Source organism: Bartonella sp. AA81SXKL (assembly GCF_042196945.1).
Classification (GTDB): domain Bacteria; phylum Pseudomonadota; class Alphaproteobacteria; order Rhizobiales; family Rhizobiaceae; genus Bartonella.
In genome coordinates this window covers 117,320-131,260 of record NZ_JBHIRH010000001.1, presented here as the reverse complement: position 1 = coordinate 131,260, position 13,941 = coordinate 117,320, and the positions used below count along the sequence as shown (strand labels likewise).

The following is a 13,941-nucleotide window of genomic DNA, read 5'->3' as shown; positions in this document are numbered from 1 at the left end:
TCCTGCTCTAAAGGATGAAAATACTTAATTCACGCTGGTTTATAAATGATACGGTTCTTTTCGGTGGGTTTCATCGGATGGACATTTCAGGTGCAAAGACTCCATGGTGCTTGTATTATCAAGTGGCGGTGTTTTACGGTATAATAGATAAGGTTATTTTTTAATATATATTGAATATGCTTGATATTATCTAGGGGAAAGAATTTTTTGGCATGCATTCATAGGGAACATGAATATAGCTCTTTTTTTCGAAGGGTGCTTTATTTGTTTGTTGCTGTTGTCATTTATATGATTTTTTTACAATGATGTTGGTTTTGTTATCTTATTGCGCGGTTAAAAGACATCTCATTTGAAATGTGGTGATATAAGGCAGCTTCCTTGATATAGGAAGTGTTTGTGCGGAGGTGAAATATTCAGGGTAGGGCTTTCTCGTTGAGGTTTAAGTTAATCCCATAAGTCGTGAGTAGCTGGAATCCTTCCTATAAAAAACCAGACTGTTTACACACTGGTGTGGGTTTAAGAATTTTTATCCTGTGAGATGTGGCGGACAAGTCAAACCTCTGGTTTATTACGCGCTGATGTACTTTTTAGAAATCTTCCTGTTCTTGTTCTTGAATGTTTGTGCAGTTTTGATCATCTTTGAGCAATTGGTTGGTGAGATTTTCAATGCGTTGTGTGGTGTCACGCATAATTTTCCCCATGGTGCGGTCTCTTTCGTTGTGGAGTCGTAAAAGAGTATTGTAGTCTTCTTGTAATTTTTTATTTTCTCGTTTTATTTCTTCCATTTCATCGATAATCATTATGCCAGCCATAACCGATAAACGATGGTCGCCAATTTCACCAAAATTGTTCTTTAAATGTGTGATATATTGATCCAATTGAGCAGCAAGCGCAATAAGACGACGTTCTTGTCCTTTGTCACAAGCCATGCGATAAACTTTACCATCAATGGTAACGGAAACAGTTTCCATACATTCAAACCTTTATCTATCAATGACAACACGAATTGTTTCCATTGCTTTAATAAGACGTTTGGAAACTTCTTTGTTTACGGACTCTAAGCGTTCAATTTGGGCTTCAGCTTTGTCAAGCGCTTGGGCAAGATGGCTGCGGTCAGCATTCATTCGTTGGATTTCTTCTTCCCATTCGTTATTTTTATTAATAACCGCATTGCGGTTTATTATGGTAATCTCTAAAGTTCTAAGTGCCTTTTCTAGGTGCTCTAAAGCATCTTGTAGAACTGTAGTCTCTTGGTTCATTGCCTTTATCCTTTGGGTAATTGTATCCTTTATCAATGTGTTATGCAAAAACGAATCACTTTCACTCTTGTGTTGTGTGCATTTTATTTTTAAGTATGTAGGATATTTTAGCAAGCAAAGCAGGGGATAGATATAAATTAAAAGCTGGATTTTTTGCGCGTATTGGCATAAATGACATGGATATACAGAACGCGTGAGGGGAATGTTATTAATATTATTGAAGTGGTGGCAAAAAGTCTCACGCTAATGGTTAGAAAATAGTATTTCTTGAGAATTTTAAGAGAATACGGAAAAAGCAACAGAATAACGTATTTAACGAAATGGTCGATTATTCATGACAAACACCCACCAACAGAATCAGATGGCCAATGCTATCCGTTTTCTTGCTATTGATGCGATTGAAAAAGCAAATTCTGGTCATCCGGGCTTGCCAATGGGAGCAGCCGATATTGCTACGGTTCTTTACACAAAATTTCTTGCTCACGACCCCAAAAAACCTCGCTGGCCTAACCGTGATCGTTTTGTGTTATCAGCAGGACATGGGTCTATGTTGCTTTATGCTCTCTTGTATCTTTCTGGTTATGAAGATATTGGCATTGAAGATCTCAAAAATTTTCGCCAATTAGGAGCAAAGCTTGCCGGGCATCCAGAATATGGGCATGTGGCAGGAATCGAAACAACGACTGGTCCTCTTGGACAAGGGTTGGCTAATGCCGTGGGGATGGCTCTTGGAGAGCGTTTGCAAAATGCCCGTTTTGGTGATCTTATCAACCATTACACTTATGCGTTGGTGGGCGATGGATGCCTTATGGAAGGGATATCTCAAGAAGCACTTTCCCTTGCTGGTCATTTGAAACTCAATAAGCTTATTGTGTTGTGGGACGATAATAATATTTCTATCGATGGAGAGATTTCCCTTGCTGACAGTACAGATCAGATTGCGCGTTTTAAGGCATCTGGTTGGGAGACACATAAAGTCAATGGGCATGATCAAGCAGCAATTGCGCGGGCTATTGAGGCGGCACAAAATTCCGATAAACCAACTTTGATCGCTTGTAAAACAACAATTGGCTTTGGAGCACCCAATAAAGCGGGTACCAATAAAGTTCATGGAGCTCCTTTGGGCGCACGAGAAATCACTGAAACCCGTATCGCGTTAGGGTGGGATGCTGAGCCTTTCGTTATTCCAGCCGATATTCTTGATAATTGGCGCTTGGCTAGTCTCAATGCTGCTAAAAAACGCCAAAAATGGGAAGAAAAATTTGCTGATCTTCCTGTTTCAGAGCGTGTGGAGTTCGAAAGATTGATGCGGGGCGATCTCGTGGGCGGATTTGATGGTGCTATTGATACTTATAAACAAAAACTCGTTGAAGAGCGCCCTGTTGTTGCTACGCGTAAAGCTTCGGAAATGGCTCTTGAAGTGATTAATGAAGTCGTTACTGAAACTATTGGTGGTTCGGCTGATTTAACCGGATCTAATAATACAAAAAGCAGCCAGATGAAAAGTATCTCTGCTGAAGATTTTTCAGGGCGCTATCTGCATTATGGAATTCGCGAACATGTAATGGGAGCTGTGATGAATGGTCTTGCCCTTTATGGCGGCTTTATTCCTTATGGGGGAACCTTTTTATGCTTTTCTGACTATATGCGTCCTGCTATGCGTTTGTCTTCTCTCATGGGGTTGCGGGTGATTTATGTCATGACTCATGATTCTATTGGTCTTGGTGAGGATGGTCCGACCCATCAACCCGTGGAGCATTTGGCTTGCCTGCGTGCAATGCCTAATCATTTTGTGTTCCGTCCTGCCGATGCTATGGAGACAGTCGAGTGTTGGCAATTGGCTTTGAAAGCACGCGGGACACCTTCTACCTTGGCTTTGAGTCGACAAAATCTACCGCTTTTGCGTCAGGAGTATGAAGAAGAAAATCTCTGTATGCTTGGTGCTTATGAATTCCTAACAGCTAGCGATGATGCACAAGTGACGCTGTTTTCTTCTGGTTCAGAATTGCAAATTGCAGTGGAGGCACATGCGGTGTTAGAAGAAAAAGGCATCCCAACGCGTGTGGTTTCTGTGCCTTGTTTTGAACTTTTTTCTCAACAATCTCTCTCCTATCAGCGTGCTCTCATTGGAGATGCACCGATTAAAGTTGCCATTGAAGCTGCCGTCGCCCAAGGATGGGACCGTTTTATTGGCTGTGATGGTGTGTTTATTGGTATGGAGGGCTTTGGGGCAAGTGGAACAATTGATGCCCTTTATGCGCATTTTGGTATTACTTGGGAAAATGTCGTTGCCACCGTTGAAAAAGAGCTGGAAAAGATCAAAGAAGAAAAGACAAAGTGACAGCTTGTGTTGTCATGAATGGGGTGGTTTTAGGGCATCATATTTTGTGCATTATTGTGGATAAGTGAGTGAGTGATCAAGATATTGACAATGTGGGAATTAATGATTTGGGATTGGTGAAATACCCATTTATTGTGTTTTAAATGTTGTGCTTAAAAAATTTATGAGGAAACATGTGAAATGACAGTTCGTGTTGCAATTAATGGGTTTGGTCGTATTGGTCGCAATATTTTACGTGCACTTGTGGAAAGTGGACGACAAGATATTGAAGTGGTTGCAATTAATGATTTGGGATCGGTGGAAACAAATGCCCATTTATTACGCTATGATTCAGTTCATGGGCGTTTTCCTGATATCGTTAAGGTGATAGGGGATGCTATTGATGTGGGAGGTGGTTTAATAAAGGTATGCGCAGAGCGTGATCCTGCTCAATTGCCTTGGAAAGATTTGGATATCGATATTGCTTTGGAATGTACGGGTATTTTTACTGCGCGTGATAAAGCAAGTGCTCATTTAGATGCGGGGGCAAAGCGTGTTCTTATTTCTGCGCCTTCTGAAGGAGCAGATCTTACGGTCGTCTATGGGGTTAATCATCAATCTTTAAGCAGCGAGCATCGCGTTGTTTCAAATGCTTCTTGTACAACCAATTGTTTGGCGCCTGTTGCACAAGTTTTACATAACACGGTGGGCATTGAAAAGGGCTTCATGACAACAATCCATTCTTATACGGGTGATCAACCTGTGTTGGATACAATGCATCGGGACCTTTATCGTGCACGTGCGGCAGCTCTTTCTATGATTCCTACCTCAACAGGAGCGGCAAAAGCTGTGGGATTGGTCTTGCCAGAATTAAAGGGATTGCTTGATGGTGTATCGATTCGTGTTCCGACCCCTAATGTTTCTGTGGTTGATTTGACATTTATCGCTAAGCGTTCCACAACAATCGAAGAAATTAATACAGCTATTGCTATTGCTGCACAAGGTCCTTTGAAGGGCATTTTGGATTATACAGAAGAGAAACTTGTGAGTTGTGATTTTAATCATAATCCTCATTCAGCTATTTTCCACAATGATCAAACAAAAGTGATTGATGGTAAGCTCTGTCGCGTTTTGGTTTGGTATGATAATGAATGGGGCTTTTCTAACCGTATGAGTGATACGGCAGTGGCTTTTGCTAAGACAATATAAGAGGACCTCAGGGTCCTCCTTTTTATAGGGAAAAGTCTCATTTTTGTGCAATTTTGAGAAAAACAGATAGAGGCTGTTGTTCTCATGCGCTAGAGAGAAGAGGCTATTGAAATATTGATGATGTGTTTTGTTTTAATACTGGGTCAATACGTGCTTTTAAAACCTGCATGAAAGAGTAAACTTTGAAAAAGTAAGATATGAACGAGACACCTTTTGAGAAAACGTTAGGAAACAGGAGATGTAAATTCTTTTGCTTAGAAGTAAAAGGAAGCTTTAATAGAGATCAAGTTGAGCCAATGCATTTGTTTGCCACAATGGGATATGAAGATTAAGAGCAATGAGTGGCTTTTGTACATTTGATGATGAAAGCTTTGGCTTTTCAAACAGAGGGTGAGAGATGGGCTGTCGTGGGTCTCTTGTAAAAGCAAAGAGGGGATAAGTGGAAAGAAAAGTGGGCAGGGTTGTTGGATGCGTTTTTATTTGAAACAATGGAAAGTGAAGAGGAAGCAGTGATGGGGTTTCGTACACTTGATGATGTTGATGTCACTGGAAAACGTGTTCTTGTGCGGGTGGATTTTAATGTGCCAATGGCGCAGGGTAAGGTCTGTGATACGACACGCTTAGAGCGGCATAAAGAGACACTCGTTGAGCTGCAAAAGTGTGGTGCTAAACTTATTCTGCTTTCTCATTGTGGTCGCCCCAAAGGAAAGGTAGAGCCAGAGTTTTCACTCCGTCCTGTTGTGCAAGTGCTGGAAAAGATCATTAATCAGCCGGTTGCTTTTGCTCCTGACTGTATCGGTTCGACGGTGCAGGTTGCAGTTGAGTCATTACAAAATGGTGGTGTTTTACTGCTTGAAAATGTTCGTTTTTATGCTGGTGAAGAAAAGAATGATTGTTCTTTTGCAGAAGCTTTGGCTCATAATGGAGATCTCTATGTTAATGATGCTTTTTCAGTTTCTCATCGTGCCCATGCTTCGGTGGAGGGAATAACGCATTTGTTGCCTTCTTATGCAGGGCGCTCTTTGCAAGGTGAGATGCAGGCGTTAGAAAAAGGACTTGGCAATCCAACACACCCTGTGGTTGCCATTGTGGGAGGAGCGAAAGTTTCCAGCAAGCTTTTTGTGCTCAATCATTTGGTGGAAAAGGTTGATCATCTCGTGATTGGTGGGGGCATGGCTAACAGTTTTTTAGCAGCGCAAGGTGTGTCTGTTGGTAAGTCACTGTGTGAACATGCATTGATGGAAACGATAAAAAAAATCATTAAAAAAGCGCAAGAGTGTCACTGTACCCTTCTGCTTCCTCAGGATGCTGTCGTTGGATTTCGCTTTGAAAAAGATGCACCGCATCGTCTTTATGACATTGAAGATATTCCACAAGATGGCATGATATTGGATATTGGGACGCGCTCTATTGCGCATATCAATGCTGCGATAGATGAAGCTGCTACTCTTGTGTGGAATGGACCCCTTGGTGTTTTTGAGATGTCTCCCTTTGATAAGGGAACCATTGCCGTTGCACGCCATGCAGCAGAACGTAGTTTGACGGGAAAGTTGGTTTCAATTGCGGGAGGGGGCGATACGGTTTTTGCCCTTAATCATGCCGGTGTTGCCAATGATTTTACTTATCTTTCGACTGCTGGAGGAGCTTTTTTGGAATGGATGGAAGGAAAGACCCTTCCTGGTATTCTTGCCCTTATGCAGGCTTAAAGGGCTTCTTTGAAGGGGAAGGTTAAAGAAAAACTATACGGTCGTGTAGAGTGTTTTGATAGTGTTGCGCATTTTTAGAAATTAAGACAAAATAAAGAGGAATTTTTTATGAATGAACGGCTTGAAGATATTGCACTTGCTTTGGTGCATGCGGGTAAAGGTATTTTGGCGGCAGATGAAAGTACGGCGACCATTGGAAAGCGTTTTGAAAGCATTGGTGTTGAATCCAATGAAGATAAGCGCCGTGCTTATCGTGAAATGCTTTTTAGTACAAAAGAAGCGATGGAAAACGCCATCTCTGGGGTTATTTTATTTGATGAAACCATTCGGCAAAAAGCATCTACTGGGAAAATGTTGACGGATCTTATTCGGGATTCAGGCGCTTTGCCAGGGATTAAAGTTGATACCGGTGCGAAACCCTTGGCTGCTTTTCCCCAAGAGACAATTACCGAAGGGTTGGATAGTCTTCGTGAGCGGCTAAAAGACTATTATGCTTTGGGAGCACGTTTTGCTAAATGGCGTGCGGTAATTGCTATTGATGAACACACTTTGCCAACAAGAGGCGCCATAAGACAAAATGCACAAGCTCTTGCACGCTATGCTGCCTTATGTCAGGAGTTCAATATTGTGCCCATTGTTGAGCCGGAAGTGTTGATGGATGGACCATCGTGTGGGCATTCAATTACACGCTGCTTTGAGGTGACACGCACTGTTTTGCAGGCTGTCTTTAAAGAATTGTTTGAAGCTCGTGTTCTTTTGGAGGGGATGATTTTAAAGCCCAATATGGTGATTGATGGAAAGGATGCTCGCAAGGCTTCTGTTGAAGAAGTTGCTGAAAAGACCATCCAAGTGCTTAAACAGACTGTTCCTGCCGCTGTTCCCGGAATTGCTTTTCTTTCTGGAGGGCAGTCTGATCAGGAAGCAACGGCGCATTTATCTGCCATGAATTCTTTGGGCGTATTGCCTTGGAAATTGACCTTTTCCTATGGACGAGCATTGCAAGCAGCTGCCTTAAAAGCATGGGCAGGAAAAGATGAAAATATTGCTGTTGCACAGAAGGCATTTCGTCATCGCGCTCGGATGAACCATCTTGCGGCTTTGGGACAATGGACAAAAGAACAAGAAAAAGCGTGCGCTTGAAGGACAAGCTCTGTTTTTAAATGCGGAGAGATTTTTCATGTTTCTGCGTGATTTTTTGCGCCCTCATCATGATAAGAATGGCGGGGACATTTTAGGCTTGAAAGCTTTCTCAGAGAGTTTTTTCCTTGGACCTTTTAAAAGTCTTTAATGGGTGCTATCGAGAGATAAGATTGCGGGAGAGGTGCAATTTCGAGAAGGGGAGATAATGCTAGGAAATTTGTGAATGCACAGCACTTTAGTATGGTGTCGTTCATGGGTGGGCACTTACTTCTTGAGTGAAAATCATAAAGCTCATACTGTATTGAAGAGTTTGATATTGTGATATTTTCTCTTTTTCATGTTATCATTACTTGTCATCAGCAGAATTTATTTGATTGCAGTTTCAAAGGTGGATTAAGCGGGTAGATTAGAAAGTTGCGATTTCTGAGCGGATTGGAATACAGATTATGAAGCTTTTCTGCGTCAGGATAGCTTCCTCTTCAATGGGGGTAGTTTTCTATTGGCGAACGAATTGAATAACTCTTGCGAAAGAAAATAGATTTGCACCTCAATAAAACACCTATTTTTTCGTTAAAATGGATAAATTTTTCTTGTATTTTTTGATGATATAATTGAAAGTAACTAACTTCATAGCATCTTGGCTTAAAACGGGGGGAGTTGTGGACGGTATATCTTCTAAGAATACAAGCATCAAAAGAAAAAATCGATACGCAGAACAGAGCTTTTCTGCAATTATGATGCGAAAATTGTGCAATATGGTGCGTGGGGTATTCGAAGGGATCTTTACAGTATTTACTTTCATAATTTTTATTATCTTGCTCAACATACGTGGGCCGGTTCATACCGCATTAAAAGTCTTTGGGTCGGTGAGTGGAATAGGGTGCTTTTTATTTTTTTTCGGATATCTTATAGAACGCCGCGAAGCAGCAGATGAAGCCGCTATATCGTACGCATTATTCTTAACAATTCTTGAAGGCGTTTCTTCTATTTGCTTCCTGTCTGCTGCGTGGGGTTACGACGCTCTCTTATTCCGTTTAGCACCTCCTGGGTATATTCTTATTCTTCCTGAATAAATAGAGTGCACTTTGTTTGCATACAAATCAAAATGAGAGGCTGTCTGCCTCTCAAATTCTTAATAATCGCTCTCCAAAATAATGACATCAGACCCGCTTTTAATGAAGGGACTAACAAGCCTTGGGTCCTTAAGCCTCAAGGCAACCCTTTACAAGTTGCGCCTAACTGCATCCTTGACCTTAAGATACCCAAACGGCTTATTTTGTTTTTAACATGTATGATATAAGGGGAAAGCTTCTCATCGTGCCTAAATGGTAACTTATCGTGTGTTAAATGGAAAAATGAGAAAAAGCATCTTTATGCAATATAATCCAATTATAATTTTTTGATTTAAGCATAAAAGACTTAAAGTCTTCTACAAGACTGATACGATAAAAAGGGGAAAATCGCCTATATTGAGCAACTAAGTCGTATTTTAGGTGCTCTTGATATAGCTATATCACCAAATGGTTTTGAAGACTTATCCTTTTAGCTCTATTCACTAAAAGGTTATTTTGAGGGGGCTTGGCTAATGAATGTAAAGGAAAATTAGCATGTAATATTTCGCTTTTCTGGTATAGATGCTGAATGAGTTAATTATCTAGAGGATCACTGAAGAGGGAGCGCTAAAAAATGATGAAAATCCTCCGTACTTCGGTGAATTCGTGGTTGAAGATATAATCGTAAAACTTGGCTTATCTGTTCCTGAAACAGCTGAATGGTTTGAAATGGTTAGGGTGTCAGTTCTGCATACGCTTAGCTCGCTATACAAAAAAATTATGATTTAGTGCAAGCTTTAAAACATAAAGACCCTAAAGATATATCCTCTTTGTACATGTTCTTATCATCGTTAAAATGCCTTCTTAAAGCACGACAGGGGGGGCTATAAAATTGAGAGCTGTAAAATATATGGGGCTCTTGGAGGGGGTGAGAAGATGGTGTTTAATCGAAGTACTCTATCCTTATTTTTATGGGCTATGACTGAAAGAGAGAGCTGGAGAGACGATTTGTGAGTAAAGAGAACGTCGTTTTGAGGTTGCGTGTCTGCAAGAGCAGAACAGTGGTCGTGGTGATATTTACAAACAATAAATTTGATAAAATTTTACGATTTTGCCAAAAGCCAGTTTATTATAAACGCTGTTTCTCATGTGCTCTCACACAAAAGTTATAAGAAGCCCAAAAGTGCTAAAAAAATCTTTGCTCTTTTTCAATAAGACGGATCTGTAAACAATATTCAAAAAGTGTTCGTGTTTTTGAAAGAGAATAAAAGGATACTCTTGCAATAGAGAAGTGTATTTGTGAATTACAATTTGTCATGATTTTCGGTAAACACTATTGTTTAGAGCGGTGAGAGAGGGCAAATTTTTAATATTCAGTTTTTTTAAAGAGTGTGGTCAGTCTTTAGGATAGAGCTTGTGTCCCTAGAACCCTATCAAGTGTGAGCCGCATAAGGGTCTCAAGCAAGTGAGCACCTATTATACTTTTTGCCAGCGTATACTCTTTTGTCAGCGCCCCAATGTTTTGACAGCCCTTAGAATGTAAAGGGGCAAGAGAGGTATTTTATTCCTTTCTTGTACCGTTTCACTTCACACGCCAACTCTGCTTGTGATGAGCAAGCAAGAGATTTTGTTTGACTTACTATGAGGGTTTGACATGAGAAAATCCTATGGTATTTATGATCTTTCATGAAAAACAATGAATTATCCTTATAAATCACCGTTATGGCGCTGTTATGAAGAGAACTCCTTGCTCATCTTAATAGTCCATAGAGATTAACTTGGTATCATTTTACATTCTGTACACAGAAGTGTCTTTATAAAAATGCTCTATCTTGCGCAGAAAAAAGAAAAACATCTCAATGCTTGCCTTTCTTTTTTCCATGAGAGATTTAAATTGATAAGCCTGTCTGAAAAAAGTGCTGTTTATGCCTTTAAAGATACGGCTCTTGTATCATGATCACTTACTCAGGTGAAAATTGGAGTTTTGCGAGGTAAGCGTAAACGCCATTTTTTGCCACAAGTTCAGCATGCGTTCCTTCTTCAACAAGGGCGCCTTTATCCATCACAAGAATACGATCTGCTTTTAAAATTGTTGCTAAACGATGTGCAATGACCAAGGTTGTACGATTTTGCATCAATCCTTCTAAAGCGTCTTGCACCAACTTTTCACTGTTTGCATCTAAAGCAGATGTTGCTTCATCAAGCAGCAAGAGGGGTGCATTTCTTAAAATTGCCCGCGCAATACCAATGCGTTGTTTTTGTCCCCCAGAAAGCATGGTACCGCGTTCTCCTACTTGCGTATTCAAGCCATCTGGTAAAGCTTGAATAAATTCAAGTGCATTAGCCGCTTTAGCGGCAACAAGGATTTCCTCTTCATGGGTATTTTCAGTTCCAAAAATAATATTATCACGCAATGTTCCATCAAAAATGGCGACATCTTGTGGAACATAGGAAATTGCACTGCGTAAATCTTGTAAAGAAAGGCGATTAATTTCCATGCCATCCAACCGAATTGTTCCACTTATTGGATCATAAAAACGAAGGATCAAAGAAAAAATACTGCTTTTTCCTGCTCCGGAAGCCCCAACAAAAGCAACCGTTTCGCCTGCTTTTACAGAAAATGAAAGCGAGCGTAAAACCTTCTCTTGTGGTCTAGAAGGATAGGTAAAATCAACCTGATCAAAAACAAGTTCACCTCGAACAGGTTGCTCTAATGATAAAGCATTTTTAGGAGCTACAATAGTAGGTTGTTCTTGTAACAATTCGGCAAGCCGTTCAGCAGCGCCTGCTGCTTGGATTAATTCTGCTCCCAGTTCCGATAATTGCGCAAAAGTAGAAGCTCCAAAAACCGCATAAAGGACAAATTGCCCTAATGTCCCTCCTGTCATCGTTCCATTCAAAACATCACGCGATCCAATCCATAAAACAGCAACCACACTGCTAAAAACCAAAAAAATTGCAAACCCCGTAAAAAAGGAGCGCAAGATTACAGAAGCACGTGCTGTTTGAAAAGCACGTTCTATCAATTGTGAAAAACGTATTGTAACGAGTTTTTCAGCGGTAAAAGCTTGCACAGTGCGAATAGCACTTACCTGCTCTGTAGCAACAGCATTGGCATCTGCGAGACGATCTTGCGCCGCGCGGGTACGAGAGCGAACTTTACGTCCAAAGACTACCAAGGGAATGGCCACAACAGGAATAGCAGCTAAAACCAACAAAGACAATTTAGCATTGGTGATCACCATCATTACGACGGCTCCGATCACGATAATCAGCTGACGCAATGCGGTAGAGGCGGTAGAGCCCACAGCTAATTTTATTTGTGTGGTATCTGTTAGAAGCCTTGAAACAATCTCTCCTGAATGTGATCGATCAAAAAAAGCAGGAGAAAGTTTCATAATATGGACAAACACATCACGCCGTAAATCGGCAACAATCCGTTCTCCTAAGGTGATAACACAGTAATAACGGGCTGCTGAAGCAAATGCGAGAAACAAGGCTAAGATAAACAAAATTCCAAAGTAAAAATTGATATGTCCATGGCTTGAAGTAGAAAACCCATGATCAAACATTTGGCGGATAGCCACAGGCAAAGCTAATGTGACAAGAGCAGCAACAGATAACGCTAGAAAAGCAAAGATAAACAACCAACGATAGCGCAAAATATAGGGAAAAAAAATTGCAAGCGAAGAGAATGAAGATTTCTTAGGGGAAGACTTTGTCGATTTTTCTGAACGATAACGTAATGTCATAAAATTTTGCTCACTGTATTGGATTTGTAACACTTGATACAATGATGTATCTTGAACACTTGTTTTTTGATGCGTGCTCAGTTATAGAAATAAATACTTTAAATCAATGTATCAAAAAGACAAAGGAAGTGCACTTAAAAAAACAAATAAGTGCTATTTCATTCTATAAACGCAAAAGGTTTGACGCATGAAAGCGAATATTCACCCCAATTATCATAAAATTACCGTTGTTATGACGGATGGAACCCAATATACGACGCGCTCTACTTGGGGAAAAGAAGGCGATACTCTTAATCTAGATATTGATCCAAGAACGCATCCGGCATGGACAGGTGGCTCCCAAACACTCGTAGATCGTGGTGGTCGTCTTTCTAAATTCAAAAATCGTTTTGGTAATATTGGCATGTAAAAGCCTCCTTTTTATGGGGTACAAAGGTTTTAAACAAATCGATTGCAAATGGATGGATTTTTTATCCTATCAAAGAGTGCACTTTAAATATTAATTCAAAAACGCATCCGACATAAACAGATGGGTCTTAAACACTTATAAATCATTGTGGTTGCGTTTTTAAATTCAAAAATCATTTTGAATATATGCATAAATCCTTTCTTCCCTAGAGTATAAAGACTTGAAATAAAATAATTGTAAACTTTTCTTCTTTTTTTGGAACTGAACATACCCATGGAGAGGAAATTTTGGCCGCTTCTAAAGCTGCCAATGCATTTGAATTTATTCAAGCTTTACCAGATGGCTTGAATACGCAAGTAGAAGAACGTGGTACCATGCTTTCTGGGGGGCAAAAACAACGCATTGGTATTGCACTGGCGATTTTAAGAAATGCAGCCCTCTTGTTGCAAGCCGGCACCATCATTATATTTGCCAACTCGTGGATGTTGCTACAGCCCTTGGCACTTGAGATAATTTATTATAGGCATTTTAAGTCCTTTCTTAATAGTTTTTTTATTCACGCGAGCTCTCCCCACTTGTAAAGTGCAAAAGGCATGGTTTTGATTGGTTCACCATGGAACATGGTTTGAAATGAGAGAATCCTACGGTATTCGGGATTCTCATTCAACATATAAAACAATGAATTATTATTATAAATCAAAATGTTGCTACTTGATGAAGTAACATTTGCTTTAGATGCAAACAGTGAAAAGTTGGTGCAAGATACCTTAGAAGGATTGATACAAAATCCTAAATCCTGGTCATTGCACATCGTTTGGCAACAATTTTAAAAGCTGATCGTATTCTCGTGATGGATAAAGGCGCTTTTGTGGAAGAAGGAACACACAATTCATTATAAAAAATAATGTTTATGCGCATTTGGCTAAACTGCAATTCTCATCTGAGTAAGTAATCTTGATACAAGAGCAGTATCTTTAAGGGCGTAAACAGCACTCTTTTCAGACAGGCTTATTAATTTGAAACTCTCATGGAAAAAAGAAAGGCAAGCATTGAGATGCTTTTCTTTTTTAACGGGCTGTTCTTTTTTCTGCGCA

10 protein-coding genes and 1 pseudogene are annotated in these 13,941 nt (G+C 40.2%); 8 read left to right on the top strand and 3 right to left on the bottom strand.

Annotated elements, in window-relative coordinates; all coding sequences use genetic code 11:
* Window positions 1-587: 587 nt before the first annotated feature.
* Window positions 588-971, bottom strand: coding sequence for a cell division protein ZapA (locus tag ACFINZ_RS00685; RefSeq protein ID WP_375636496.1), 384 nt, complete (start codon window positions 969-971; stop codon window positions 588-590).
* Window positions 972-983: 12 nt separating this feature from the next.
* Window positions 984-1,259, bottom strand: a complete 276-nt coding sequence (locus tag ACFINZ_RS00680; protein WP_375617852.1) for a DUF4164 domain-containing protein — start codon at window positions 1,257-1,259, stop codon at window positions 984-986.
* A gap of 334 nt (window positions 1,260-1,593) precedes the next feature.
* Between ACFINZ_RS00680 and tkt the strand changes: the two genes are divergently transcribed.
* The 5 genes from tkt to ACFINZ_RS00655 all read left to right on the top strand — a co-directional run bounded on the left by tkt (window position 1,594) and on the right by ACFINZ_RS00655 (window position 8,707).
* On the top strand, window positions 1,594-3,600 hold the full coding sequence (gene tkt, locus ACFINZ_RS00675) for a transketolase (protein WP_375697118.1): 2,007 nt from the start codon (window positions 1,594-1,596) through the stop codon (window positions 3,598-3,600).
* A gap of 180 nt (window positions 3,601-3,780) precedes the next feature.
* A complete protein-coding gene (gap, locus tag ACFINZ_RS00670) occupies window positions 3,781-4,788 on the top strand; it encodes a type I glyceraldehyde-3-phosphate dehydrogenase (protein WP_375633443.1) in 1,008 nt (335 codons plus the stop codon).
* Between the two features lie 512 nt (window positions 4,789-5,300).
* On the top strand, window positions 5,301-6,494 hold the full coding sequence (locus ACFINZ_RS00665; protein ID WP_375633490.1) for a phosphoglycerate kinase: 1,194 nt from the start codon (window positions 5,301-5,303) through the stop codon (window positions 6,492-6,494).
* 108 nt (window positions 6,495-6,602) lie between these two features.
* A complete protein-coding gene (locus ACFINZ_RS00660) occupies window positions 6,603-7,634 on the top strand; it encodes a class I fructose-bisphosphate aldolase (protein ID WP_375633442.1) in 1,032 nt (343 codons plus the stop codon).
* 659 nt (window positions 7,635-8,293) lie between these two features.
* The gene (locus ACFINZ_RS00655) at window positions 8,294-8,707 is read left to right on the top strand and encodes a hypothetical protein (protein WP_375683948.1); all 414 of its coding nucleotides are present in this window, start codon (window positions 8,294-8,296) and stop codon (window positions 8,705-8,707) included.
* Between the two features lie 1,940 nt (window positions 8,708-10,647).
* Here ACFINZ_RS00655 and ACFINZ_RS00650 read toward each other — a convergent pair.
* Complete coding sequence (locus tag ACFINZ_RS00650; protein WP_375697119.1) at window positions 10,648-12,438, bottom strand: ABC transporter transmembrane domain-containing protein; 1,791 nt, start codon at window positions 12,436-12,438, stop codon at window positions 10,648-10,650.
* Window positions 12,439-12,625: 187 nt separating this feature from the next.
* Between ACFINZ_RS00650 and rpmE the strand changes: the two genes are divergently transcribed.
* From rpmE to ACFINZ_RS00635, 3 genes and pseudogenes are all read left to right on the top strand, one after another.
* Window positions 12,626-12,847 carry a 50S ribosomal protein L31 gene (gene rpmE / locus ACFINZ_RS00645; RefSeq protein WP_005774581.1) on the top strand — a complete coding sequence of 74 codons (222 nt, stop codon included), beginning with the start codon at window positions 12,626-12,628 and terminating at the stop codon, window positions 12,845-12,847.
* Between the two features lie 287 nt (window positions 12,848-13,134).
* Window positions 13,135-13,428, top strand: coding sequence for an ATP-binding cassette domain-containing protein (locus ACFINZ_RS00640; protein ID WP_375642901.1), 294 nt, complete (start codon window positions 13,135-13,137; stop codon window positions 13,426-13,428).
* Window positions 13,429-13,548: 120 nt separating this feature from the next.
* A pseudogene (locus ACFINZ_RS00635) lies at window positions 13,549-13,795 on the top strand (ABC transporter); the annotation flags it as partial.
* Window positions 13,796-13,941: the final 146 nt, after the last annotated feature.